At 44.8% G+C, this 25,884-nt stretch carries 24 protein-coding genes; 13 read left to right on the top strand and 11 right to left on the bottom strand.

What is annotated here, in order from left to right; translation table 11 throughout:
* Positions 1 to 19: 19 nt before the first annotated feature.
* Positions 20 to 1,321 carry a dicarboxylate/amino acid:cation symporter gene (locus tag VIM91_RS10880; protein ID WP_331864836.1) on the top strand — a complete coding sequence of 434 codons (1,302 nt, stop codon included), beginning with the start codon at positions 20 to 22 and terminating at the stop codon, positions 1,319 to 1,321.
* A gap of 28 nt (positions 1,322 to 1,349) precedes the next feature.
* Here the strand turns inward: VIM91_RS10880 and VIM91_RS10875 are convergent, their stop codons facing one another.
* The 3 genes from VIM91_RS10875 to VIM91_RS10865 are packed head-to-tail and all read right to left on the bottom strand — an operon-like array spanning position 1,350 to position 3,179.
* Positions 1,350 to 2,090: a UDP-2,3-diacylglucosamine diphosphatase gene (locus VIM91_RS10875; protein WP_331864835.1), complete on the bottom strand. Its 741-nt coding sequence runs from the start codon at positions 2,088 to 2,090 to the stop codon at positions 1,350 to 1,352.
* Positions 2,091 to 2,093: 3 nt separating this feature from the next.
* A complete protein-coding gene (locus VIM91_RS10870; protein WP_331864834.1) occupies positions 2,094 to 2,600 on the bottom strand; it encodes a peptidylprolyl isomerase in 507 nt (168 codons plus the stop codon).
* 60 nt (positions 2,601 to 2,660) lie between these two features.
* Complete coding sequence (locus VIM91_RS10865) at positions 2,661 to 3,179, bottom strand: peptidylprolyl isomerase (RefSeq protein WP_331864846.1); 519 nt, start codon at positions 3,177 to 3,179, stop codon at positions 2,661 to 2,663.
* A gap of 198 nt (positions 3,180 to 3,377) precedes the next feature.
* On the opposite strand from VIM91_RS10865, the gene glnS reads away from it, so the two are divergent.
* On the top strand, positions 3,378 to 5,045 hold the full coding sequence (gene glnS, locus VIM91_RS10860) for a glutamine--tRNA ligase (RefSeq protein ID WP_331864833.1): 1,668 nt from the start codon (positions 3,378 to 3,380) through the stop codon (positions 5,043 to 5,045).
* Between the two features lie 65 nt (positions 5,046 to 5,110).
* Positions 5,111 to 6,487: a cysteine--tRNA ligase gene (gene cysS, locus VIM91_RS10855; protein WP_331864832.1), complete on the top strand. Its 1,377-nt coding sequence runs from the start codon at positions 5,111 to 5,113 to the stop codon at positions 6,485 to 6,487.
* A 242-nt stretch (positions 6,488 to 6,729) separates the two neighbouring features.
* Here cysS and VIM91_RS10850 read toward each other — a convergent pair whose 3' ends face one another.
* The 3 genes from VIM91_RS10850 to gloB all read right to left on the bottom strand — a co-directional run bounded on the left by VIM91_RS10850 (position 6,730) and on the right by gloB (position 11,261).
* Positions 6,730 to 8,631, bottom strand: coding sequence for a transglycosylase SLT domain-containing protein (locus tag VIM91_RS10850; protein ID WP_331864831.1), 1,902 nt, complete (start codon positions 8,629 to 8,631; stop codon positions 6,730 to 6,732).
* Between the two features lie 58 nt (positions 8,632 to 8,689).
* Entirely contained in the window at positions 8,690 to 10,384 is a 1,695-nt protein-coding gene (locus tag VIM91_RS10845) for a lytic transglycosylase (RefSeq protein ID WP_331864830.1), read from the bottom strand.
* A gap of 88 nt (positions 10,385 to 10,472) precedes the next feature.
* A complete protein-coding gene (gene gloB, locus VIM91_RS10840) occupies positions 10,473 to 11,261 on the bottom strand; it encodes a hydroxyacylglutathione hydrolase (protein WP_331864829.1) in 789 nt (262 codons plus the stop codon).
* 207 nt (positions 11,262 to 11,468) lie between these two features.
* Here gloB and VIM91_RS10835 point away from each other — a divergent pair, with 207 nt between their 5' ends.
* From VIM91_RS10835 to VIM91_RS10825, 3 genes are read left to right on the top strand one after another with little or no spacing between them, the layout of a single operon-like run.
* Entirely contained in the window at positions 11,469 to 12,266 is a 798-nt protein-coding gene (locus tag VIM91_RS10835) for a methyltransferase domain-containing protein (RefSeq protein ID WP_331864828.1), read from the top strand.
* Between the two features lie 28 nt (positions 12,267 to 12,294).
* A complete protein-coding gene (gene rnhA / locus VIM91_RS10830; RefSeq protein ID WP_331864827.1) occupies positions 12,295 to 12,747 on the top strand; it encodes a ribonuclease HI in 453 nt (150 codons plus the stop codon).
* A complete protein-coding gene (locus tag VIM91_RS10825) occupies positions 12,737 to 13,618 on the top strand; it encodes a M23 family metallopeptidase (RefSeq protein WP_331864826.1) in 882 nt (293 codons plus the stop codon). Before rnhA ends, VIM91_RS10825 begins: the two co-directional genes overlap by 11 nt.
* Positions 13,619 to 13,676: 58 nt before the next feature.
* Here the strand turns inward: VIM91_RS10825 and VIM91_RS10820 are convergent, their stop codons facing one another.
* Positions 13,677 to 14,408: an outer membrane protein assembly factor BamD gene (locus VIM91_RS10820; RefSeq protein ID WP_331864825.1), complete on the bottom strand. Its 732-nt coding sequence runs from the start codon at positions 14,406 to 14,408 to the stop codon at positions 13,677 to 13,679.
* A gap of 65 nt (positions 14,409 to 14,473) precedes the next feature.
* On the opposite strand from VIM91_RS10820, the gene rluD reads away from it, so the two are divergent.
* Both rluD and pgeF read left to right on the top strand, forming a co-directional pair.
* Positions 14,474 to 15,523 carry a 23S rRNA pseudouridine(1911/1915/1917) synthase RluD gene (gene rluD, locus VIM91_RS10815; protein ID WP_331864824.1) on the top strand — a complete coding sequence of 350 codons (1,050 nt, stop codon included), beginning with the start codon at positions 14,474 to 14,476 and terminating at the stop codon, positions 15,521 to 15,523.
* Positions 15,501 to 16,250 (top strand): peptidoglycan editing factor PgeF, encoded by a 750-nt coding sequence (gene pgeF / locus VIM91_RS10810; RefSeq protein WP_331864823.1) that lies wholly within the window; start codon positions 15,501 to 15,503, stop codon positions 16,248 to 16,250. Before rluD ends, pgeF begins: the two co-directional genes overlap by 23 nt.
* Before the next feature lie 23 nt (positions 16,251 to 16,273).
* On the opposite strand, the gene VIM91_RS10805 is transcribed toward pgeF, so the two are convergent.
* Together VIM91_RS10805 and nadC are read right to left on the bottom strand one after the other, a co-directional pair.
* On the bottom strand, positions 16,274 to 18,271 hold the full coding sequence (locus VIM91_RS10805; RefSeq protein WP_331864822.1) for a monovalent cation:proton antiporter-2 (CPA2) family protein: 1,998 nt from the start codon (positions 18,269 to 18,271) through the stop codon (positions 16,274 to 16,276).
* Positions 18,272 to 18,327: 56 nt separating this feature from the next.
* Positions 18,328 to 19,164 (bottom strand): carboxylating nicotinate-nucleotide diphosphorylase, encoded by an 837-nt coding sequence (gene nadC, locus VIM91_RS10800; protein WP_331864821.1) that lies wholly within the window; start codon positions 19,162 to 19,164, stop codon positions 18,328 to 18,330.
* A 116-nt stretch (positions 19,165 to 19,280) separates the two neighbouring features.
* Between nadC and ampD the strand changes: the two genes are divergently transcribed.
* Entirely contained in the window at positions 19,281 to 19,832 is a 552-nt protein-coding gene (gene ampD / locus VIM91_RS10795) for a 1,6-anhydro-N-acetylmuramyl-L-alanine amidase AmpD (protein WP_331864845.1), read from the top strand.
* Between the two features lie 33 nt (positions 19,833 to 19,865).
* Here ampD and VIM91_RS10790 read toward each other — a convergent pair whose 3' ends face one another.
* Complete coding sequence (locus VIM91_RS10790; RefSeq protein ID WP_331864820.1) at positions 19,866 to 20,075, bottom strand: uracil-DNA glycosylase; 210 nt, start codon at positions 20,073 to 20,075, stop codon at positions 19,866 to 19,868.
* Positions 20,076 to 20,210: 135 nt separating this feature from the next.
* Here VIM91_RS10790 and VIM91_RS10785 point away from each other — a divergent pair, with 135 nt between their 5' ends.
* Entirely contained in the window at positions 20,211 to 20,726 is a 516-nt protein-coding gene (locus tag VIM91_RS10785) for a flavodoxin (RefSeq protein ID WP_331864819.1), read from the top strand.
* Between the two features lie 104 nt (positions 20,727 to 20,830).
* Here VIM91_RS10785 and VIM91_RS10780 read toward each other — a convergent pair whose 3' ends face one another.
* Positions 20,831 to 21,487 carry an HAD family hydrolase gene (locus tag VIM91_RS10780; RefSeq protein WP_331864818.1) on the bottom strand — a complete coding sequence of 219 codons (657 nt, stop codon included), beginning with the start codon at positions 21,485 to 21,487 and terminating at the stop codon, positions 20,831 to 20,833.
* Positions 21,488 to 21,665: 178 nt separating this feature from the next.
* Here VIM91_RS10780 and VIM91_RS10775 point away from each other — a divergent pair, with 178 nt between their 5' ends.
* From VIM91_RS10775 to VIM91_RS10765, 3 genes are all read left to right on the top strand, one after another.
* On the top strand, positions 21,666 to 22,154 hold the full coding sequence (locus VIM91_RS10775; RefSeq protein ID WP_331864817.1) for an RNA pyrophosphohydrolase: 489 nt from the start codon (positions 21,666 to 21,668) through the stop codon (positions 22,152 to 22,154).
* A 347-nt stretch (positions 22,155 to 22,501) separates the two neighbouring features.
* Positions 22,502 to 25,162: a pyruvate dehydrogenase (acetyl-transferring), homodimeric type gene (gene aceE, locus VIM91_RS10770; RefSeq protein ID WP_331864816.1), complete on the top strand. Its 2,661-nt coding sequence runs from the start codon at positions 22,502 to 22,504 to the stop codon at positions 25,160 to 25,162.
* A 59-nt stretch (positions 25,163 to 25,221) separates the two neighbouring features.
* Positions 25,222 to 25,884: biotin/lipoyl-containing protein (locus VIM91_RS10765; RefSeq protein ID WP_331864815.1), on the top strand; the 663-nt coding region annotated here is incomplete at its 3' end.

Here is a 25,884-nt window from a genome sequence, read left to right as displayed (position 1 = left end):
GAACACGACAGGAGAAAGAATGAAATTAGCGTTACATTGGCAAATCATGATTGCACTGGTTTTAGCCGCTATTATGGGAAGTGCGACTGGAGTAACCGGTCAAATTTTTGGCATTAACTGGATTTCGATTTATGAGTTTGTCGGTTCGCTATTTTTAAATGCGCTCAAAATGATTGTGGTGCCCTTAGTGGTTTCGGCGATTATTATCGGTGTGAGTAATGTTGGTGGCCAAGGTGGCTTTAGCCGATTGGGTTTAAAAACGCTTAGTTATTATGCGCTGACAGGCTTGTCCGCAATCATCATTGGCTTATCAGTGGTCAATATTATTCAGCCGGGCGTTGGACACGGCGATGCGCCGGTGATTGAAACCAATGTTGAACTAATGAGTGCGGTAGAAGGTAAAGGGGCAGGTGATATTGTGCAGGTATTCCTTAGAATGGTGCCGGATAATATCTTCGCCGCGGCGGCTGAAACCCAAATGTTGGGTTTGATCTTTTTTAGTATTTTATTCGGTTATTTCATGACTCAGTTAACCGGTCGAACCCGTGAAACCCTGCATGATTTTTGGCAGGGCGTGTTTGATGTCATGATGTTAATTACGAACTTAGTGATGAAGTTTGCGCCTTATGGCGTATTTGGTTTGGTGGCCGCTTCAGTGGCGCGCACCGGTTTTGACCAGTTTGAAAACTTAGCCTGGTTCTTTGTGACCGTGACATTGGCCTTAGCTTTACACTTTTTTGTTGTTATGAGTTTAATTTTAAAGTTTGTGGGTCGCATTCAGAATCCCTGGTGGCACTATCGCGCGATGTTTCCGGCGCTTTTAACTGCCTTTTCAACCAGTTCTTCTTCGGCTACTTTGCCTGTAACTATGTCGAATGTCGAAAAGCGTGCAGGCGTTTCGAATCGTGTATCCAGTTTTGTCTTGCCTTTAGGGGCGACAGTTAATATGAACGGCACGGCACTTTATGAATGTGTTGCGGTTCTGTTTATTGCTCAGTTGTTTGGCGTCGATTTAAGCTGGACACAGCAGTTGTTGGTCGTCATGTTGGCGTTGGCAACGTCAATTGGTGTGGCTGGGATTCCGTCAGCCAGTTTGGTCGCCATCAGTGTCATTTTGATGGCGGTGGGTTTGCCGATTGAGGCTTTAGGTATTTTACTGGTGGTGGATCGTTTATTGGATATGATGCGTACCTCAGTGAATATATTTAGTGATTCCGTTGGGGCGGTGGTGATTGCACGTTCAGAAGGCGAGTTAAATCTGCTTAAACCAGTGCAAGAAGAGCAAAAAATAGCGGCCGCAGCCAAGTCTGTAGCCGAATAGGTTGGTCAGTTTTAAATCGATTGCTTTTTTATACGAATTTAATCGAGTTAATTTTTTGGTTGGCGATTTTGATTATTTCAGTTTCAGGCCGCCAGTCACCTAAAACCCAGCGTTGTTTTTCAACCCCATTTAGCATGAAGTGGTGATGTGCGGGACGATGGGTATGTCCATGAATGACGTGCTCGATCTGCGGATGCCGCGCATACAATGTCTCAACCGCTTGGATAGAAACATCCATGATGTCAGCTTGTTTGTATTGCGCATGTTTGCCGGACTCTTGACGCAGTTTTTGTGCAATTTTAAGGCGCGTTTTTTTAGGTAAATGCAAAAATAGCCACTGCACCCAAGATTTACGAAACCATTTGCGCATGCGTTGATAGTCCTTATCATCAGTGCATAAGCTATCGCCATGTAGCAATAAACAATCGACGCCTTGAATCTGCGTGACGCATTCATCTTCTATAAATTCAGCGCCGGTGGCTTGCCAAAAGGCTTGGCGCATCAAAAAGTCTCGATTGCCATAACCTATGTAAAGTTTTGTACCCGCTTTTGTCAGGGCTTTGAGCGCATTGATTTCAAGTTGGTAGATCGGAATGCTCAGATCGTCACCTACCCAAGTTTCAAACAAATCCCCCAAAATATAAACCGAATCGGCTTGCTGAGCTTGTTGGTTAATAAACTTGATAAAGGCTTGGTTGATGGGGTGGTGTGTGTCTGGCTGAAGATGAACATCAGCCAGTAGATAGCTATGAGATGGTTGAGAAGCCAAATCTTATTCTGCCGTTTTAACCGTAGTGTTTTCGACCAAAATATCGTCTACTGGCACATCCTGATGGCCTTGACGGCTGGTAGTGGCAACTTTCGCCATGTTTTCGACGACATCCATGCCTTCAACCACACGGCCAAAAACCGCATAACCCCAACCCTGTGGATTTTTGCCGGTATGGTCTAAAAAGTCGTTGTCTTTAAGGTTGATAAAAAACTGCGAAGTTGCCGAGTTTGGATCCATGGTGCGCGCCATAGATAATGATCCTTTTAAGTTTTTAAGACCGTTATCGGCTTCATTTTCAATCGGTGCACGCGTGCTTTTATTTTCCATGCCGGGTTCTAAGCCGCCGCCTTGCACCACGAAGTTTGGAATGATGCGGTGAAAAATGGTGCCATTATAAAAACCATCTTCCGCATATTGAACAAAATTAGCTGCGCTGATGGGCGCATTTTTATGATCGACTTCAATCGTGATGTCGCCCAATGTGGTATGAAAAACAACCTGTGTCATGTTTTAACTTCCTTTTAAAATGTCACCACCAGGCCTGGTGGTTGATCAGTTAATGTTTGCTTAGCGAATTTGACTAACTTTTTGAATGATAACTGGCTTTAATGGTACATCCTGATGTCCCATGCTGCGGCCTGTCGGCATGTTGCGGATTTCGTTAACGGTTCTCATGCCTTCTACCACGCGTCCAAATACGGCATACCCATAAGCGCGTGGCGTTTTTTCTCGAAAATCGAGCGGAGTGTTATTGGCGACGTTGATAAAAAATTGAGCAGTAGCCGAGTGAGGATCACTGGTGCGTGCCATCGCTATCGTCCCAATTTTGTTCTGTAACCCATTGTCGGCTTCGTTTTTAATGGGTTTTAAAGTAGGTTTTTGTTTCATGTTCTGATCAAAACCACCGCCTTGAATCATAAAGTCACGAATGACACGATGAAAAATGGTGCCTTCATAAAAACCACTTTTAACATAAGCTAAAAAGTTCTCAACGGTTTCAGGGGCTTCTTCTGGGTAGAGTTCGATAATCATAGCGCCATGAGTGGTTTCCATTAATACGCGCGGGTTTTCGGCGTGGACCGACATAAACGGCGTGAAAAACAGGCTGAATAAGAGGCCGAGGCGTAAAAATAATTTTGACATGATTGAATCCTTAAATCAGATGAAATTGCAGGCATTTTACCACCGATCAAGTCGGCAAGGAACTGCATCTAAGGCCGTGTTAAGGCGAAATAGGAATGTTATAATGGCTCACTATTTTTTTAATTTAGATGGATTTTGTCGATGAGTCAGGCTGAAGCAAGTGAACGCGCCACTAATTTTATTCGCAACATAATTGATGAAGACCTTGCCAACGGGTTACATAAAAGCATTCAAACCCGTTTTCCGCCCGAACCAAATGGGTATCTTCATATTGGTCATGCTAAGTCGATTTGCCTTAATTTTGGCCTGGCAGAAGATTACCAAGGTCAGTGCAACCTACGCTTTGATGATACCAACCCAGAAAAAGAAGACCTGGAATATGTCGATTCGATTCAGCGTGACGTAGCTTGGTTGGGTTATGAGTGGTCGGGTGAGATTCGTTATAGCTCAAATTATTTTGAATCCTTTTATCAGTATGCCTTGGAATTGGTAGAAAAAGGGCTCGCTTACGTATGTTTCTTAAACGCGGAACAACAGCGTGAATATCGCGGCACACTCACTGAACCAGGTAAAGCCAGTCCTTACCGTGACACAAGTGTTGATGAAAATCGTGACCTGTTAGAAAAAATGCGCGCCGGCCAGTTTAAAGAAGGCGAGTGTGTATTACGTGCCAAAATTGATATGGCTTCACCTTTTATGTGTATGCGTGATCCGATTTTGTATCGCATTCGTTTTCAAACCCATCATCAAACCGGCGACGCTTGGTGCATCTACCCAATGTACGACTTTGCGCATTGTATTTCGGACGCGATCGAAGGCGTAACCCATTCTTTATGTACCTTAGAGTTCCAAGATAATCGCCGTTTATACGATTGGATTTTAGATCACATCACTTTGCCAAGTGCGACACGCCCACGCCAATATGAGTTTTCGCGTTTAAATCTAGAATACACCGTGATGTCTAAGCGTAAATTGCACCAGTTGGTGAATGACCATATGGTGTCGGGTTGGGATGATCCGCGTATGCCTACGATTTCAGGGTTACGCCGTCGTGGTTATACACCGGCTTCGATTCGTAGCTTTGCCGATCGCATTGGTGTGAGCAAGGTTGATAGTTTTACCGAAATGAGTATTTTGGAAGCCGCAGTACGTGATGACCTAAACGTGCATGCCCCGCGTTCAATGGCGGTGTTGAATCCGGTTAAGGTGGTGATTGAAAACTATCCAGAAGGTCAGGTTGAGCCGATTCAAGCGCCAATTCATCCGCAGAATGAAGATATGGGCAAACGCGAAATTTGGTTTGGGCGTGAAGTTTATATTGATCGCGATGACTTCCGTGAAGAGGCCAATAAGCATTTCAAACGTTTAGTGTTAGGCAAAGAAGTGCGTTTACGCAACGCTTATATTATTAAAGCCGAGCGTTTTGAAAATGACGAACAAGGCGAACTTAAAACCATTTATTGCAGTTACGATCCGGACACGCTGGGCAAAAACCCAGCCGATGGCCGTAAAGTCAAAGGTGTGATTCACTGGGTTGAAGCCAGCAAAGCGGTACCGGCTGAGTTTTATTTATATGATCGATTGTTTAATGTGCCTAACCCCGGCAAAGCAGAAGACTTCGAAGCAGTATTAAACCCCGAATCGCTTATCATTAAACAAGGCTTTGTTGAGCCAGCTTTGGCCGATGCCACGCCAGAGTTAGCTTACCAGTTTGAACGAGAAGGTTACTTTTGTCGTGACAACAAACAACCAGGCCTGGTGTTTAATCGCACCGTGGGTTTAAGAGACACCTGGAGCGAACAAGCTTAAAATGTTCAGCGGTTTTAGAGGGTTTTATAGCAAAATCTGAGTCAAACACCAAAACGGAAAGATTTATGAGTTTACAAATTTACAATACCGAAACCCGTCAAAAACAAGAATTTAAACCGATTCAAGCGGGTAAGGTCAGCATGTATGTCTGCGGTGTCACGGTTTATGACTATTGTCATATCGGCCATGCACGGGTGATGGTGGTGTTTGATACGGTGGTTCGTCAATTACGTGCTTTGGGGTTGGATGTTAAATATGTGCGTAACATCACCGATATTGATGACAAGATCATCAAGCGTGCGCTCGAAAACAAAGAATCCGTGCAATCCTTAACCGAACGCTTTATTGATGCGATGCATGAAGACGAAGCCGCCTTAAACGTGTTGCGCCCAGACGAAGAACCGCGTGCAACCGATTACATTGACGCGATTAAAACCATGGTGAAAACCTTGATAGATAAAGGTCATGCTTACGCGGCTGACAATGGCGATGTGTATTTTAAGGTCACATCTTTTGAATCCTATGGCCGTTTGTCGGGCAAAAAACAAGATGAATTGGAAGCGGGCGCACGTGTTGAAGTTAATCCACACAAACAAAACCCTATGGACTTTGTATTGTGGAAAGCTTCAAAACAAGACGAACCAGCTTGGGATTCGGAGTGGGGTAATGGTCGCCCGGGTTGGCATATTGAATGTTCAGCCATGTCAGAGCAATGTTTGGGTGAACGTTTGGATATTCATGGTGGTGGTATGGACTTGCAGTTTCCACATCATGAAAACGAAATTGCCCAGTCTGAATGCGCACACGGTGGAGAACATTATGTGAACACCTGGATGCATGTGGGGTTCGTGCGAGTGGATGATGAAAAAATGTCCAAGTCGCTGAACAACTTCTTCACGATTCGTGAAGTGTTAAATGACTACCATCCAGAAGTGATTCGTTATTTCTTACTGTCGAGTCATTATCGTAGCCCGCTAAATTATTCGCAGGAAAACCTGCAGGCCGCTAAAACCAATTTGGCACGTTTGTATACGGCTTTAGAGGCTCAAGCACCAGGCCTGGTGGCCAAAGATACCGAGTTTGAAAGCCGCTTTAATGCTGCGATGGAAGATGACTTTAATACGCCTTTGGCAATTTCAGTATTATTTGAGTTGGTTAAAGAAGTCAACAAAACCAAGCGGGCTGATTTGGTGGCCTTATTGCAAAGTTTAGCCAACCGATTAGGTTTGTTAATGCAAACCCCTGAGTCCTTCTTTAAAGGATCGGCTGGTGAAGCCCAACCCGGTTTATCAGATGCTGATATTGAAGCTTTAATTAGCGAGCGCGCCCAGGCCAGACAAGATAAAAACTGGGCCAGATCGGATGAAATTCGAGATGAGTTGTTGGCCAAGGGGGTCGAGTTGCTAGATTCCGCGCAAGGCACGAGCTGGCGTCGCCAATAAAATTAAGAGAGAAAGGGTCGGAAAAGCATAATAAGCGTAATCTTATATAGATCGAACTTATGTTGATATAAAATTTATTTGACAGCTTGTTAAACTTTTTATACAATGCGCACATTCATGTTTCTTCATGAGTATCCTCCTTTAGTTATCTTTTAATTGAGATACTATTTAAGCCCGGCCAAAAGTGAGCCGGGTTTTTTTTCGCCTGTCTAAAAGTTTGAGTGAGTTTTTATCGCAAGAGTCTAATCAAGCGCCGCTTGATGATCGCTAGGCGAGTAGATGGGGGTCATTAAGGTTTGAAGTTTTTGCGGGGGTTGATCCAGCAGGGTTTCAAATACGACTTTATATTCCATAATGGCTTTGACATATTTTCGTGTTTCACTAAAAGGAATCGAGTCCACCCATTGATCGGCTTCGAGATTATGATGACCTTTTATCCAATGATCTACACGTTTAGGGCCAGCATTGTAGGCCGCGGTCGCCATAACTAAATGACCGTTGTAACGTTCTAATAAATAAGCTAAATAAGCACTGCCCAACTCAATATTGGATTGGGCATCCAGCAAATTGCGATATTGTTGGCGTGTATAACCCAGTTTCTTGCCGACATATTGAGCGGTGCCGGGCATGAGTTGCATTAAACCCACCGCGCCCGCAGAGGAGCGAGCATGTGTTTGATAAGCGCTTTCACGCCGTATAATGCTGTAAATCCAAGCGGCATCTATATTGTTTTTGCTCGCATTTTGCATCACAGGACCGTTGTAAGGCGTGGGAAACCGCAGCTCAAGCTGATCCCATTGTTTAGCTTGGGCTAAAGCACGAATTGCAAAGTTATGTTCTTGCCATTCGCTCGCAACCTGGGCTATTGCCTGGATATCTTGCACGTCGGCTTGTCGAATTAAGTGTTGCCATTCTCGGTGAGCATTCACCGTCCAGTCGATACTCAAAAGCTCATTAATCAGCGCTAAAGCTGGATATTTGTTGTGGAGTTGCTCGGCTGTTAAATCAGAAGCCGGTTGGGTAGGGTGCAATTGATAAGCTTGTCCCAATTGATCAGCCGCCAAAAATCCATAGTAGTGGCGTTGTTGAGCTAAAGATTGATAAATCCTTTCCGCCGCCTCAGGTGCTTGTTGTTTATCTAAGGCGCGTGCTGTCCAATAACGCCATTTGGGTTGGTTTTGTTCATGTTCCGGCATTAAGCCAATCGTGCTCAGTAAGTGCGCCCAATCGGATTGGCGTAATGCGATTTGAGCTTGCCAGCGAAGCGTCTCACTATCGCCGCTATATTGATGTAATGAGTTGAGGTGCGATTTGGCTTCAGGCGCATTGCGATAGGCATAACGTAAACTAATGGTGCGCTGAATTTGATGTTGTTCATCTGGATGAATGCGATAGCGTTTTTGATGCAGACGCAATAACTGAAAGGCCGCCTCAGGCTGGCGGTTAGCCAGTCTTTCAAGTGCTTGTAAAAAGATTTTGCGATTAATGAAAGCACTGGCTTGGGTGGGGAGTTTATGAATAAGTTTTTGTGGGTGTCGATAATAATCAATCCAATGTTTTAAAGCGCGTTGATCGCTAGGCGATAAATAAGGCATGAGCGATTGCGCGACGCTTAATTGGTTGCGTTGCATGGCACGATCAATTTTCTGCCAAATTAGCCAGCCTGGCAGCTCACCTAGGCTAATTAATTGATCTTCGATGGGTTGGCAGGCGCTGGGTAGTTTGAGTTGTTGAAGCCAAAATTGTTGCATTGAGTTGACGTTGATGGGTTGGTATTCAAGTTGAGCACGCATCAAGTAACACTGCTCTAAAAGGTTAGGCTTGTCTTGTGGATGTTTTATGAGCAAATCCCAGCGTTCTTGCTCACCCAGATAATTAATCCAATGGTCACGTAAGCTGCGGGATAAGGCGAGGTGTTGGTAGCGTTTAATATATTGCCGGATGGCTAGGTCAGGTGTGCGGTCAAAGTTTTGCAGGGTGTCTTGGTAAAGCAGTTGTGGATAAAGCGGGTGATCTTGTAATAAGGCTTTCAGGTTAGCGACTTGGAGTCGATCGCCGCTTTTTATATAGTCCATCGCCTCTAGGAATTGTTGTTGTTCTGGTGTGAGGCTTTGGGCTTGCGGAGGAGGCGAAAATAGCCACAAAAAAAGACCGATCCCTATGAACAAAGGAAAGTGTCGGGTTAAGTTTTTGCGAGCTAGGCTAGCTATCATTTGGGATGCGTAACACTTGTCCTGGTCTTAAATATTCATTTTGGGAAAGCTTGTTGAGCTTTTTTAAGCTTTCGCTATTAATATTAAACGCACGTGCGATATCCCATAAGGTATCGCCACGTTGAACCGTATATTGGTCAGGCGGTCCAGAACGCCAGATGGTTAATTCTGTGCCCGGACGTAAGGTATTTGAGCTGCTAATTTTATTCCAGCGCGTTAAGTCACGAATGGTGACTTGGTAACGGCGTGCGATTAACCACAAGCTTTCACCATCTTTCACGGTATGTTGTACGGTGTGACCATATTTATTGCTGCGAATTTCTAAACGTTGACCGACACGGATTGGCGCACGCGGGTTTAAGTTATTCCATTGCGCCAGTTGCGAGGTGTCTAAACCATAGTAGTTGGAAATTGTCCAAAGTGATTCACCACGCTGAACGTAATGAGTACGGAAGCTTTTGCCATTCGACTCATCGTTTTTAGCCGCCTGTGCAAACTGAGTATATTTATGAGCCTGCGAAGCTGGAATCGGAATCAGTAGAGTACGCCCGGCCACAATGATGTTGCCTTTTAAGTTGTTAAGACGACGAATTTCAGCAATCGAGGTGCTATAACGTTGGGCAATGGTGCCTAAGCTGTCGCCGGAGACAATTTGATGACGTTGCCAGCGGATATCAAAAATATCGTTGCTGTTTTCAGCCAGTTTTTGCTCGAAAGCTTCTTTATGAGAGTTCGGGATCAGTAAATGATGTGGACCATCAGGTGGGGTGACACTTTTTAAATAGCCTGGGTTTAGATGCTTCATCATCTCTTTTGATAAACCGGCTAATTCAGCCGCCTTATTTAAATCCATTTGACGATCAAGTTCGATGTAGCTCAAATAGGGTTCATTAGGCACGTCTTGGATCGCTAGGCTATATTTTTTACGGTTTTTTATGAGATAACTGACGGCTAATAATTGTGGTACATAATGACGAGTTTCGCGCGGCAAATAAGGTCGAATTGTCCAATAATTGATGTCCGCATTTGGTTGTTTGCGTTTTAAGCGTGCGGTGGCTTGCTGGATACGCCCATAACCGGCGTTATAGGAGGCAAAGGCTAACAACCAATCTTCATTGTTGAGTTTGTATAAACTTTGTAAGAAATCCAATGCGGCATGCGTACTCATATACACATCTTGGCGACCATCAAACCACCAGTCCTGCTTTAAGCCATAAATACGCCCTGTGCTGGGAATAAACTGCCATAAGCCACCCGCGCGTTTGCTAGAGCGAGCATAGGGGTAAAATGCACTTTCAATAACTGGTAGCATCGCCACTTCATAAGGCATATCGCGATTACGAATTTCATCCATAATGAAATACAAATACGGCTGAGCACGAACTGAAACACGTTCTAAATGTTTGGTGTTGTTAAGGTAGAAGGCTAAATAATCTTGAAACCGGTCGTGGTGTTCTTCAATCAGGTGAAATTGATCGGAAAGCTCATCCCAAATTTCTGTATGAGGGAGAGGTTCGGCCAATTGCAGAGGAAAAGGTTCAATTTCACTCAGAATCGATTGTTCAAATTCAGCTTCAGCTTGATCCAAACTTGGGTTGTTAGGGATAAGAATATCGCTGCTAGCAATATTATCTGAGTTTTCAGGTGTCGTTGATGCTTGATTTAAGCTTTCGCAGCCGCTCATAAATAACGCGAAACATAACAGGCTCAAGCGTAATAAAGGCGTTTTTAGGCGGGTTATCATCATTAAATTCAGTAGCAACATTTATAAGTTATTCATCGAGTTCACCAGTCATATCCAAACTGTCTTTCCAAGCGCGTAATTCCGCAAAGAGTTTTGACGGTGTCATTTTATGTGATTCCTGCCCACAATGCTGTGCAATATTAACTGATAATGGCATTTGATCAAAGTGTAAAAAAGGATTAGTGTGTTTTTCGCTTGATAACTTTGAGGGCACACAAGGTTTTTGGGCTTGGGTGGCCGCACGAACTTGATCACGCCTTGCTTGAATATCTTGGTTGTCAGGTTCAGCGATCACGGCAAAATTCATATTTGCTAAGGTATATTCGTGGCCGCAGTAGACCCAAACATCGTCTTTTATAGCGCGCAGTTTTAATAGTGACTCGGTCATTTGTTCAGCCGTACCTTCAAACACGCGACCACACCCTCCCGCAAATAAGGTATCGCCACAAAATAAAACCTGATCGTTAAAGTAAGCGATGTGATCGAGCGTATGGCCTGGGGTTTCTAATATGTTTAAGGTTTCACCTGCGATTTGAATTTGATCGCCTTCTTCGAGCGCATCCGTAATATAGGTTTTGTTAGTTAAGCGGCCAGCATACACACGCGCATTTGGAAATTGGGCTAATAAATCTTCTACTCCATTGGTGTGATCCCAGTGGTGATGGGTGAGCAAAATGCCTTGCAGTTGCCATTGGTTTTGCGCAATCAAATTAAGCAAGGGTGCGCTTTCACCAGGGTCCACCACCCAAATGTTTTTTTGCTGCGAGATAATCCAGATATAGTTGTCTGACAACGCATTTAAGCCTTGTATTTGCATGGTTTACTTCCTTAGATTGTAAGATGGCGTAATGCTAGGATTCACCAGGCCTGGTTGTTACAATACGGTATAATTTATTTGTTAGATGAATTTTAAGTCTTTCAGTCACACTGTGTAAACCCACGTTTTGTTTGCAAGTGCATTAAATCACTTCAAGAAAGCGGGCAGACCACATTCATTTCGCAACATTAAGCGAAAGGGGGGAGGTTGAATTCGGACATCCAGTTTCAACAGTTTTTGAAAGATTGGTTTGATACGCCAATGGGTCAGGCGTTATTTGAACAAGAACGTGCATTGGTTGAAAAAGAAATGCCGCGTTTGTTTGGTTATTATTTAGTTCAAATTGGCCAAGCTTCACGCCAAAGCTTATTGCAAACCAGTCGCATAAAAACCAAAGTGGTGTTGGATAATCAGGTAAACCCTTCGATTAATGACCTACAAGTGTTGGCCGATCTCGACTTCTTACCTTTTAAAGAAGACAGCATTGATGTAGTGTTTATGCCACACAGCTTGGAATCGGTGGCTGATCCGTATCATTTAGTGCGCCAAGTGGATCGCATGTTAATGGCGGAAGGTGTGTTAATGATTTCAGGTTTTAACCCTTATGGATGTAGTTTACTGCGTAGTTATTTTGGTGGCGCGCGTAAAGGCCTTAAGCAAGCAAACTTGATCAAAATGCATCGCATAATTGATTGGTTGAATTTATTAGGCTACGACATTCAGGTCGCTCAGCATGGCCCAATTTCGTGTTTTAAACAACGTAGCGAACGCTTAGATTCATGGTTTTGGCTGAATGTTGAACGTTTCGAGAGGTGGCTAGAGCGTATTGGGATACATTTTGGCAATGTATATTTAATTGTCGCTAAAAAACGTGTGGTCACGCCTTCGCCAGTTGGATTGGATTGGAAGCTGGCAAATTGGTTGCCCTTGCGTAAGCCGCAAGCTGTAGCCTCGTGCGATCGTCATCATAATAAACAAAGTCACAAGTCTTGCCTTAAAGGCTGAGCTTGATTAATTAGTTAGAGGATTGGTTTTGCAAATTGTTGAAATTTTTACCGATGGCGGTTGCCGCGGGAATCCTGGGCCTGGTGGTTGGGGAGTATTGCTCAGGTTTAAAGGTCAAGAAAAACATTTAAAAGGTTCAGAACCGGATACCACCAATAATCGTATGGAGTTAATGGCGGCGATTCAAGCGTTCGAATCACTTAAGCGACCTTGTGAAGTGCGAATCACAACCGATTCACAATATGTCAAAAATGGCATCACGCAATGGATGGCCAATTGGAAAAAACGCGGTTGGAAAACCGCCAATAACCATCCGGTCAAAAATCAAGATTTATGGCAAAGGCTTGAACAAGCCATGCAAGGTCACAAGGTAGACTGGCATTGGGTAAAAGGCCACAGTGGTCATGTTGAAAATGAAACGGTGGATGGCTTGGCGAATCAAGCGATTGATGAATTATTAGGAGTGGCGAATGAAGCTTAAACAACTCAAAACCTGGCTGCTATTTGGGATCGCGGGCTTGCTCTCGTCAAATGTATTGGCTCTTGAGGTGAATGGGCCTTTAACGCAGGGCGCGTGGGTGCAATTAAAGGTAGCGCCCAATAGCAAAGTTGAGTTTGAAAAACTTAGTTTAACTGCCGATTCAGAGGGTTTGGTGTTAATTGCTTTTTCGCGTGACACGAAACCTCAAGTTACATTGACGGTTACACCGCCGAATGGATCGGCGCAACAGCATGAGCTTAAAGTAGCGCAACGTGAGTATCAGATTCAACGCATTGATGGTTTGCCTTCAAAACATGTGACCCCTGATGAGGCAACCCTAAAGAAAATTCGGGCTGATGCACAAAAAGCCGCGCAAGCTCGCAAGCTGTATTTAAATATGCCATATTTTCAAAACGGATTTGATTGGCCGGCCGAAGGTTGGATTACCGGCGTATATGGCAGTCAGCGAATTTTAAATGGTCACGCACGTGCGCCACACATGGGGGTTGATATCGCCAGTAAAACCGGTACACCGATTTATGCGCCGGCTTCAGGTCAAATTACCTTAGCCGAGTCGATGGAATTAAGCGGCAACACCATTTTTATTGACCACGGTTATGGTTTACGTTCTGGTTTTATGCATTTAGAAGATATGTTGGTTAAAGAGGGAGAAGTGGTTGAACGAGGGCAATTGGTTGCGACAATGGGTGCAACTGGGCGCGCGACTGGGCCGCATTTACATTGGGGTATGAGTTGGTTTAATGTAAGACTTGACCCAGCATTAATGTTTAAATTACCGCGTGATCTAATCAGTGGCGATAAAATCGTCAGTAATCAAGTCGTATTTGACGAGACTCAAGCTAGAAATTAAGAATTCACTATTGAGTTAGAATCAATCTATCAATCACCAGGCCTGGTGCCTGGTGTGATCAAGTGTTTTGGTCAATCACCGCTTGCACACTGTCCGCGTTATCTTGCATGCCGAGCTTTTCATAAGACGCTTTTAATAGCTTTAAGGCTTTTAAGTTTGTTTGAGCCAAGGGGTAATCTTCAAGCAATTGTTTAGTTCGGGTGGCGGCCGCCATATAAGCCTTACGTTTAAAGTAATATTCGGCCACCTGTAATTGACCACGTGCTAAACGGTTGGTCAGAATAATCAAGCGTTGCTGTGAGGGTTTTGCATAAGCGCTTTCAGGGAATTTTTCAATCACTTCCTGATAAGCGCGGTAGGCTTCACGTGATGATTTGGCATCACGGTTGGCGGGGTCAGTAATGTATTTATCCAGCCAGCTTTGGTTAATGGAGTCAGCGGCTACTGCTTTTAAATAATAGGCATAATCTAAGCGACTGTGGCGTGGATAAAGCCGAATAAACTCTTCCAATTCACGAATCGCCGATTGTGGTTCATCATAACGATAATAGGAATAAGCCAGTTCTAGATAAGATTGTTCGGCATACACGCCATAAGGAAAGTTGGCTTTGAGCTTTTCGTAATACTCAATTGCCATGCTCCACTGACTATTATCAAATTCATTTTTGGCTTTTTCATAAAACTCTTCAACCGTCCATTCAGACTCGGGTTTAATCAAAAGAGAGGAGCAGCCAGAGGTTAGAGAGAGAAAAAAGGCGGTAAAGATTAACAGTGAAAGCGTTCTTAACATAGGTTCTCGGTTACAATATGAGCCAAAATAATCACGAAATAGTATCACACAATAAGGATGTTCGCTTGAGTAGTCAGACCCTGTCCGCAAAAATTTCAGCCGCACACATGGGCGCCCGTTTGGATGCCGTATTGGCGAGTGAGTTTTCACAATATTCGCGCAGTCGATTGCAAAGCTGGCTCAAGCAGGGTGCGGTCACGTTGGATGGAAAGGTCATCACCAAACCTCGCCATATTGTGTTGGGTGGCGAACAGGTGGTGGTAACGGTTTTAAGTGAAGATGAAACCGACATCGAAGCTCAACCGATTGAGCTGGATATTGTTTATGAAGACAATGCGATTTTGGTGATCAACAAACCAGCAGGTCTGGTGGTGCATCCCGGTGCAGGAAACCCGGATGGTACGGTAATGAACGCCTTACTTTATTACGCACCGGCTTTGCGCGAAGTGCCGCGTGCCGGCATTGTACATCGTTTGGATAAAGACACCTCCGGTTTAATGGTGGTCGCCAAAACCCTGCAAGCACAAACTCATTTGGTGGATCAACTGCAGCGTCACGATGTTGAGCGCGTTTACGATGCCCTAGTAGTCGGTAATATGATTTCAGGCGGCACCATTAATAAACCAATTGGCCGCCATGTGCACGATCGTAAACGCATGGCGGTGCGCACCGCAGGTGGAAAACCTGCGGTGAGTCACTATCGTGTTGCCGAAAAGTTTCGCGCGCATACTCACGTTAAAGTCAGCCTAGAAACGGGCCGTACTCACCAGATTCGTGTTCACATGGCTTATCTGGGGTTCCCATTATTAGGTGATCCGGTTTACGGTCAGCGTTTACGTATTCCAAAACAAATGATGCCCGAATTCGTTGAGTTATTGCGCAACTTCAAGCGTCAAGCACTTCACGCCGGTGTGTTAAGTCTGACACACCCAGAAACTGGCAAAATCTTAAAATGGAAAGCACCGATGCCAGACGATATGGCATTGTTGATTGATATTTTACGCGACGATCAAGTCGACTTTATTGCCAACCGCAATAACGCCTACGATGAGTTTGATTATGATTACGACGTTGAAGTCGAATGGGTAACCGATGATGACATCCCAGACGATTGATTTAGCCCTGATTCAACCGAACTGGCCAAGCGTCACTTCGGTTCAAGCTTATACCACTACACGCCAAGGTGGCGTCAGTTTGCCGCCTTATGATTCACTAAATCTCGCTTATCATGTCGAAGATAACCCGCAAGCGGTTAGCCAAAACCGACAGCTTCTCGCCCAACGTCTTCAACAATCGGTCATTGTTTGGCTAGATCAACAACACACCACCGATTGTTTATATGTAGACAGCGTTCCTCAACAAATATCCATCGCCGATGCAGTTTGGACTGATCAACCAGGCCTGGTGCTTTCTGTCATGACCGCCGATTGTTTGCCAATTTTGTTAACCAATGGCAAACGGGTTTGTGCGATTCATGCCGGTTGGCGTGGTTTATTAGATGGCATTATTGAAAATAGCGTAAAGCAATGTGTTACCAGGCCTGGTGATGGTTGGCAAGCTTGGATTGGCCCGGCGATTTCAGCCAAATTTTTTGAAGTAGGCGATGAAGTCCGCCAAGCCTTTGTTCAAAAACACCCAGCATTTGATCAATTTTTTCAGCCGCACGGCGACAAATGGTTAGCAGATCTAGCGGCGATGGCCGAACAGATATTAGGTTTACAAGGCATAAAAACTATCAGCCAATCCGGCTTATGTTCCTACGCCGATGCTAAACGTTTTTATTCCTACCGCCGAGATGGCGAAACCGGCCGCATGGCGAGTTTGATTTGGCTGGAAAGTTAGTCAAACCGAATCTAAATCGGCTCTTAATATCCCTGTTTTAAAATACTGTCCATTTTTTCGACCGCCTCAGGTAGTCCGGAGATGATAACGGTGTCGTCGGGGCGTAGGCGGGTGTTTTTGTCAGGGTTTTCACCTCTGACCGAGCCGCGTTTTACTGCATCGACATGCACAGCGTTTTCAGCAAAGTTTAACTCTTTCAGACGTTTACCTATTGCAAAGGCATTTGCATCTAAAGTCACGGCGTGAATGATGCCACCTTGTATTTGCGGCGCACCGGTTCGGATATCGGATTCACCAGCATAGAAGTTGGCGAGCAGGCTGTAGCGGTCTTCACGTGCTTTGCGGGTTTCTTTGAGTACTTGGCTGGCCGGGTGTCCGAGCATTAACAGCAAGTGCGAAGATAACATGATGCTGGATTCGAAAATATCAGGGATGACTTCGGTTGCGCCCGCATCCGAAAACTCCTGCAGATGACTATCATCCTGAGTTCTCACCAATACTGGAATATCAGTGCGAATTTGACGAATGGCATTCAGAGTTTTTAATGAAACATGGTGGTCGTGATAAGTAATGATGATCACTTTGGCTTTGTCGATTTTGCAGGAATGCAAAATATCCGGCTTGGCCGCGTCACCGTAATAAACTGGTTCACCGGCCAGTTGCGCTTCTTTAATGCGTGATATATCAAGGTCGAGCGCCACAAATGGAAAGTTTGCGTTGGTCAAAAAACGTTTGGTGGTTTGGCCTACACGCCCAAAGCCACACAAAATAACGTGATCTTTTAGATACTCAGTGTCTTGCTCAATCACGCTTTCCATTTGTTTGCGTTCAAGACCATAGCCAAAGCTGATTAGATTGGTTAAGCGGCCATTAAACTTCACTAAAAGCGGGGCGGCCATCATGCTTAACACCGCAGAGGAAAGAAGAATTTGACCAATTTCGGTGGGGAGAAGGTTGTAGGTAAAGCCCAGAGTCATGATGACAAGACCAAATTCGCCTACTTGCCCTAAAGTAATTGCTGATCGAATCGATACTCCGCCAGGCTTTTTGAAGACAAAACGCATTAAGCCGTAAATGATCAAAGCTTTAAGCAGCATAATGCCAATGGTAATGCTGAATACCAGTAACAAGTTTTCGTAGATGACTTTGGGGGCAATCATCATGCCGACGGTAATAAAAAACAGGCCTAATAATACGTCTTGGAAAGGTCGAATATCGGCTTCGATTTGATGACGATATTCGGTTTCGCCCAGCATCATGCCGGCTAAAAACGCGCCAAGCGTTAAAGATAAACCAATTTCTTCGGTTAAAGCCGCCGAACCAAGTGCAACGAATAACACGGTTAACATAAAAAGTTCGGTGGATTTAGCGGAGGCCACTTCGTTAAAGAGCGGGCGCAAAACATAGCGACCCAATAACAACATTAAAACAACAACAAACAAGCCTTTTAAAAACGACATGCTGAGTGCGTAGCCGAGTGAAATATCAGACTGAGTAAGTGCTAAAGCCGGGATTAAAATCAACAATGGAATGGCAATAATGTCTTGGAAAATCAACATGCCAATCGCGCTACGACCATGGCGTGACTGAATTTCGCCTTGTTCCGTGAGTTGTTTAATCACAATCGCGGTTGAGGAAAGGGCAAACGCACTGGCAATGACGATGCTGGTGTTGGTGTCGAGACCAAAGGCTTGCACTATCAAAAACACCGCGCCACCTGTAACCAAGACCTGCAAGGCACCTAAACCGAATACCAGATTGCGCATGGCTTTCATCTGCGCTAATGAGAACTCTAAACCAATCGAAAACAGTAAAAACACTATGCCAATTTCGGCTAAAAATAGGGTGTTGGCTTCGTTTTCAATCAGTCCTAATACACCAGGGCCGACAATAATGCCGACAAAGATATAACTTAAAATAGGCGGCATATGCAGGCGTCTAGATAAGGATACGGTTAATACCGCCAAGCCAAGTAGCATCACCACCATTAACAAAATATGACCTTGACCTGAGTGTTCCATTCTTAAACCTTATCTGTTTTTTGTATCGAGAGTTATTCTTAACCGCGAAACCACATTTAAATAAATTCAAAACGCATCGAAAGGTCAACGGCTTGAATATGTTTAGTGATGGCGCCGGTAGAAATAAAGTCAACGCCGGTACTGGCGAGGGTTTTAAGTTGGTCGATTTCGACATTGCCAGAAGCTTCTAATTTAGCTCGGCCAGCCACCATGGCGACCGCTTGTTTAATCTCGTCCAAGCTAAAGTTATCCAGCATGATAATATCGGCTTGCGCTGCGACCGCAAGCTCAACTTCCGCCAGATTTTCGGTTTCGACTTCGACGGAAACTTCTGGGTGTTGTTGATTTGCTCGTGTCACCGCTTGGGTTAAATTGCCACAAGCAATAATGTGATTTTCTTTAATTAAAATCGCATCGTACAAACCAAACCGGTGATTTTGACCGCCGCCACACTTTACCGCGTACTTTTGCGCCAAACGTAAACCAGGTAGGGTTTTTCGGGTATCAAGTAGGCGGGTTTTTTGGCCACTCAATTCGGCTACATAACGTGCCGTAACCGTGGCGGTCGCGGATAGAGTTTGCAGAAAATTCAACGCAGTACGTTCACCTGTAAGGATTTTGCGCGCATTGCCGGTGATTTCGCAAAGCAGTTGATCGGCTTTAACCGATTCACCTTCTGTGCAGTGCCAGCTGATTTTTAGCGTTGGATCAAGTTGTTTAAACACCTCATCAAACCAAGGGCGGCCACATATGATGGCGTCTTCACGGCAGATAATGCGGGCATGAGCTTGAGTTTGCGGATCAATTAAGTCCGCCGTTAAGTCGGCGTGTCCCAGGTCTTCCTGAAGTGCAAAACGCACGGACGCGGTTAAATCCTTAAAAAAATGATCCATAGGCTATTAAATGTTTGCTTTAAAATGTTTAAATAGAGTGAAACTTATTAATCAGATTATACACCAAAAAGCCCTGTGCTGGCTGAGTGAGAAAGGACGAAAACCAATTGAAAACCATGCATGTCAATGCGCAAACAGGTCGTTTAGTAGAGGCCAAATGGATTGCTAGCCCGAATTTTGAACCACGACCACCAGGCCTGGTGCCTGAATTAATTGTGGTGCATGGCATCAGTTTACCGCCGGATGAATTTGGTGGAAGCGGAGTAGAGCAGCTATTTACTAATCAGCTTAATCCACAAGAAGACAGTTATTATCAAGCCATAGAAGGCTTAAAAGTTTCATCGCATTTGTTTATTCGGCGCGGTGGAGAAGTGATTCAGTTTGTCGATTTTAACCAACGTGCTTGGCATGCCGGGGTGTCGTGTTTTAATGGGCGTGAAAACTGTAATGATTTTTCGATTGGCATTGAGCTCGAAGGGGCGGATCATATCGCTTATACCGCCAGTCAATATGAGGCCTTGGGTTCAGCGATTTTAGCACTTCAAGAGGCTTATCCTAGTTTGCGTAACGCCGCGGTGGTTGGCCATAGTGACATTGCGCCTGGGCGTAAAACTGATCCGGGCCCGTTATTTAACTGGGCGGCCTTGAAGCGTTTAACAAGTTCATGAACTCAGATTATTTAGACGCAATTGAACTAAAACTTAAGCAATCCAACCGTTTTCTTTATTTTTACCGGATTTGGTTTGGTTAGGTTTGGGGCGAAACTTCATACAGGCTTCGCCGGAGGTTTCATATACTACTTGGCTGGGCAAACGTGAGGTTTTAAAACCAAATGCTTTGCAGCCACGGGGTTTGCTCGCTTCCCATGTAATATAGAAGTATTGGCAACGAAAGCAGTCAATGTTTTTCATAATCAGTATTTTTCATGCGGGTTCATAAAATTCGTCAATTAGCCAACTTGGCTGGGTGTGCTATTATTGTCGCACTTTTTTTAAGATTGTCATATAGCCCCCACCCGTTGGGTGGCTAAGTGTAAAGGAAATTGTATGGGAAAAATCGGCTTGTTTTACGGAACAGATACCGGCAATACCGAACGGGTTGCCGACTTAATCAAACAGCAATTTGGCGCGGACCTGGTAGATGTGCACGATATTGCCTCGGCTAAAAAATCGGATTTTGACCAGTATGACAAATTAATTTTAGGTCAGCCCACTTGGTATTACGGTGAACGCCAAAGTAGCTGGGACGATTTTTGGGAAGACTTTCGTTCAATCGACTTTAGCGGAAAAACGGTGGCCTGTTTTGGTTTAGGCGATCAGGCTGATTATGCTGAATACTTTGTGGATGCGATTGGCATGATGCACGATGTCGTGCTTGAAAATGGCGGCACGCCAGCGGGTTATTGGTCAACCGATGGATACCAGTATGACGAGTCCAAAGCGGCCACCGAGGACGGTGAGTTTTTTGTCGGTTTGGCTTTGGATGAAGATCAACAGCCCGAGCTAACCGAGTCGCGCATTGCCGAATGGGTAACCCAGGTTAAAGAAGAGATGGGTTTGTAAGAAATATCCAGCCGCAGGCAAAACAGCTTTGCGGTGACGGTTAGTGATGATTTGACCCTAAGCACCAGGCCTGGTGCTTAGGGTTTTGTTTTTTAAGCGTGTATTTAACCGCGCAAGCTCATTTGTTTCCAACCTTTTTGTTTCGCCACTTCAGTTAAGCGTGGATCGGCATCAACCGCAATTGGATAACTCACTTGTTCCAATAGGGGCAAATCGTTGTGCGAATCAGAATAGAAATAACTATCTTCTAAGGTTTCATCATGTTGTTTTAACCAGTCAGCTAAGCGTGTGACCTTGCCTTGCTGAAACGACGGAACCCCAGCAACACGTCCAGTAAATCGACCTTCATGAACTTCCGGTTCGGTGCCAATCAATTCATTAATGCCCAATTTCTCAGCAATGGGCCGAGTAATAAAGGTATTGGTCGCTGTAATAATAAGTGGGCGGTGACCTTGTGATCTGTGCTTTTCGATCAAAGCTTGGGCTTGTGGCAACATAATGGGTTCAATCATCTCGCGCATAAAATCCTTATGCCAAGCCAGTAGTTGTTCCATTGGGTGCAAGGTAAGCGGTTTGAGTGAAAACGCTTGGTATTCAAAAATATCCAAATCACCGTTTTGATATTGTTGGTAAAAACGTTCGTTTGCTCGACGATATTCATCGGCATCAATCAATTGGTTTTTAACTAAAAACTCGCCCCAAAGATAATCGCTGTCGCCACCAATTAAGGTGTTGTCTAGATCAAAAATTGCCAAGCTCATGCCAAGTTCCTATTGCTGAAAATAAGGGGAATGCTAAACCAAGCGCGTGTTTTCAACAATGCTTGACGAAACAATTACTAAAAATAAACAGTTTTGATTGAAAATATACGACCTTTTAGGCATTATTAGCTCCAATTGAATTTATTTGGTTTAAAAACCGTTGTTTTAGGGATTTTTTGTGATTGATCAGGATGGATACCGCTTAAATGTGGGCATTATTATTGCCAATAAACAGGGCAAGTTGTTCTGGGGCAAGCGTATTCAACAAGAGGCCTGGCAATTTCCACAGGGTGGCATTCGTGAAAGTGAAACCCCGCAGCAAGCCGTATTTCGTGAGTTACGTGAAGAAGTAGGGCTGTCGCCTTCTGACGTGCGCGTCCTTGGTAAAACCTCGGATTGGTTGCATTACGATCTGCCTAAACATTTAATTCGTCATTACAGTCAGCCGGTTTGCGTCGGCCAAAAGCAAATTTGGTTTTTGCTGGGGTTGGAGAGTTCCGATGATGCGATTAATTTAACCGATCATGCTACACCAGAATTTGAAACTTGGACCTGGGTCGATTATTGGCGACCTGTGCAAGAGGTCGTGAGTTTTAAGCAAGCGGTTTACCATCTTGCCTTAACCGAACTGGAAGACGCGCTGAATAAGTTTTGGTTGCCTAAATAATCGCCTAAATAGTCAAAATAACCAAACCAGTCTAGTGCCCATCCCTTACCAGGCCTGGTGCTTGTCAGTCGGTTTATTTTTCTCGCTTAATTTTCGCTCTAACTCGACTCGTTTTTACTGCACTTTTTATGCACATTTTTAAGGACAAAACGCTGGCACGCTGTTTTTCGGCCTAAAAAGTGGTATGATTCCCGCCATTAATTTTTCTAAAAAACGGTAAAGACCGCGCCCAACTAGGCGTTTACAGGCTTTTATGTTAAACCCAATAGCCCAAAAGTCTTTATTTTTGTTCAGAGTGCATCGCTAAACCTGCGATTGACTCAGTTTAAAACCCAAGAGGTGAATGTATGAGCGATCAGTTCATTGATCAAGATCCACAAGAAACACAAGAGTGGCTTGATGCGTTAGAAGCCGTTGTTCAGTTTGAAGGTACCGATAAGGCCCACCATCTGATTGCAACCTTGATTGAAAAAGCCCGTGTTCACGGCATCGATATTCCTTATTCTGCAAATACCCCCTATATCAATACTATTGCCCTTGAAGAGCAAGACAACTATCCAGGCGATTTAACACTGGAACAACGTATTCGTTCAATTTTGCGTTGGAATGCGATGGCGATGGTGGTAAAAGCCAATAAAGAAACCGGCGTCGGCGGCCATATTGCTTCTTATGCATCAAGCTGTACCTTGTATGAAGTGGGCATGAACCATTTCTTTAAAGGTCCGGATCATGAGCTAGGTGCGGATATGATCTTTTTCCAAGGCCATACCGCACCAGGTATGTATGCCCGTGCTTTCCTTGAAGGCCGTATGGAAGAAGATCAGTTGAAAAACTTCCGTCAAGAAGTAGACGGTAATGGTTTATCTTCGTATCCACACCCATGGTTAATGCCAGATTTCTGGCAGTTCCCAACCGTTTCTATGGGTCTAGGCCCATTGATGGCGATCTACCAAGCACGTTTCATGAAATACATGGATTCACGTGGATTAGCGAAAACCGAAGGCCGTAAAGTATGGGCTTATTTAGGTGACGGCGAAATGGACGAGCCAGAATCACGTGGTGCGATTCAGTTGGCTCAGCGTGAGCGTTTAGACAACCTTATTTTCGTAGTGAACTGTAACCTACAGCGTTTAGACGGCCCAGTACGTGGTAACGGCAAAATTATTCAAGAATTAGAAGGCATGTTCCGTGGCGCAGGCTGGAACGTAATTAAAGTATTATGGGGCTCTGGTTGGGATGCCTTATTAGCCAAAGACACCAGCGGTAAGTTAATTGAGCGCATGGGCGAAGTGGTGGATGGTGAATACCAGGCCTATAAAGCCAAAAACGGTGCTTGGGTTCGCGAACACTTCTTTGGTAAATATCCAGAAACCGCTGAATTGGTTAAGGATATGACCGATGGTGAAATCTTTAAGCTAACACGCGGTGGTCACTCACCTCGTAAAATCTACAACGCTTACAAGCGTGCCAGCGAAACCAAAGGTATGCCATCGGTTATCTTGGCTAAAACCGTTAAAGGTTATGGCATGGGTGAGTTTGGTGAGGCGGCGAACAGCGCCCACCAACAGAAGAAGCTTGATATTAATGGTCTGAAATATTTCCGTGATCGTTTCTCTGTGCCAATTTCGGATGAACAGTTAGAAAAAGACGTACCTTTCTACCGTCCAGAAGCCAATAGCCCGATCATGAAGTATGTCGAAGAGCGTCGTGCAGCATTAGGTGGCTCTTTACCAAGTCGTCAAGACAAGTCAGAACCGTTGAATGTACCTGACTTAGACGCGTTCAAAATGTTGCTGGAAGGCACCGCTGATCGTGAAATGTCGACCACTATGGCGTTTGTTCGTGTGTTGTCTATCTTGTTACGTGACAAAGAGCTTGGCAAACGTGTTGTACCGATCATTCCTGATGAAGCCCGTACTTTTGGTATGGAAGGCTTGTTCCGTCAGGTCGGTATTTACGATCCAGCTGGCCAGCTATATGAGCCAGTCGATTCGGATCAGTTGATGTGGTACAAAGAATCATCAAACGGTCAGGTATTAGAAGAAGGTATTAACGAAGCCGGTGCGATGTCGTCATGGGTATCCGCAGCGACCGCTTATGCCAACTATGGCGTGAGCATGATTCCTTTCTATATTTACTACTCTATGTTCGGTTTCCAGCGTATTGGTGATTTGGCTTGGGCCGCAGGCGATTCGCGTGCACGTGGTTTCTTAATCGGCGGTACAGCGGGTCGTACCACTTTGGAAGGTGAAGGTCTACAGCACCAAGACGGTCATAACCTAGTGATGTTTGATGCCGTGCCTAACTGCTTAAGCTACGATCCAACTTTCGGTTACGAAATGGCGGTGATTGTTCAAGACGGTCTAAAACGCATGATGCAGAACAAAGAAGACGTGTTCTACTACATCACTGCGATGAACGAAAACTACAGCCACCCAGCTATGCCAAAAGGTGCAGAAGAAGGGATTTTGAAAGGGATTTATTCGTTCAAAAAATCCGAATCAAAATCTAAGACTCGTGTACAGCTAATGGGTTCAGGTACCATCTTCCGCGAAGTGATTGCGGCGGCTGAATTGCTAGAGCAAGATTGGAAAGTGGCCGCTGATATCTGGGCGGTGCCGAGCTTTAACTTATTACGCCGCGAAGGTATTGAAGTTGAGCGTTGGAACACACTACACCCAACCGCCAAAGCCAAAGTGCCTTACGTTACGCAAGTATTGGCGGATGCAAAAGGGCCGTTTATTGCCGCAACCGATTATATTCGTGATTACGCAAACCGTATTCGTGAATATGTACCGGGTGATTTCCATGTATTGGGCACCGATGGTTTCGGACGTTCAGATACACGTGAACAGTTGCGTAAATTCTTTGAAGTGAACCGCCATTATGTGGTGTTAGAAGCCTTAAAAGGGCTTGCGAAACAAGGTCAGATTAAACCTGATGTCGTGCAGCAAGCGATTGATAAATACGGCTTGGATGCAGAAAAAGTCTATCCAGTTCACGCATAAATTGCTCACAAGGACGCAACTCAAAAGGGTGCGTCCTTGTTTGACTAAGGAAAAATGTTATGGCGAAAATTCAATTTAAAGTGCCCGATATTGGTGATTTTGATTCGGTTGACGTGATCGAGGTTTTAGTAAGCGAAGGCGATCAAATTCAAGTTGACGATTCGGTACTTACGCTAGAGTCTGATAAAGCAACGATGGAAGTGCCTTCTACTCACTCAGGCAAGGTTAGCAATATTCAGGTTAAGGTGGGCGATAAAGTCGCGCAAGGTACCTATATTTTCGATATTGAAGTCGATGAAGCTGAAAAACCAGCGGAACCGGCTAAGGCAGAAACAAAAGCGGAAACTAAGACAGAGCAGCCAGAACCGCAAGTCGCGGCGGCACCAGCTCCAAAATTACATGAACAAACCCATGCTAGCTCAGTAGGCTTGCCTACCGCCGCATCCGTGGCAAATACGCCAAAACCGGTGAATCATCAGTCAATGGGCGCTGCAAATCACGCGTCACCAGCGGTACGTGCGTTTGCACGTGTGTTGGGTGTTGATTTGACTGGTGTAAACGGATCAGGTTCGAAAGGGCGTGTTCTTAAAACCGACGTTGAAAGTTTTGTTAAGTCCGTGATGCAAGGCCAAACTTCAGTAGGCGGCGCACAAGGTTCAGGTATTCCACCCGTTCCAACTATCGATTTCAGCCAGTTTGGTGAAACCGAAGAGATCGAACTC

The sequence above is a fragment of the Thiomicrospira sp. genome (assembly GCF_036568485.1).
Taxonomy (GTDB): domain Bacteria; phylum Pseudomonadota; class Gammaproteobacteria; order Thiomicrospirales; family Thiomicrospiraceae; genus Thiomicrospira.
This window is presented reverse-complemented; position numbering and strand designations above follow the sequence as displayed.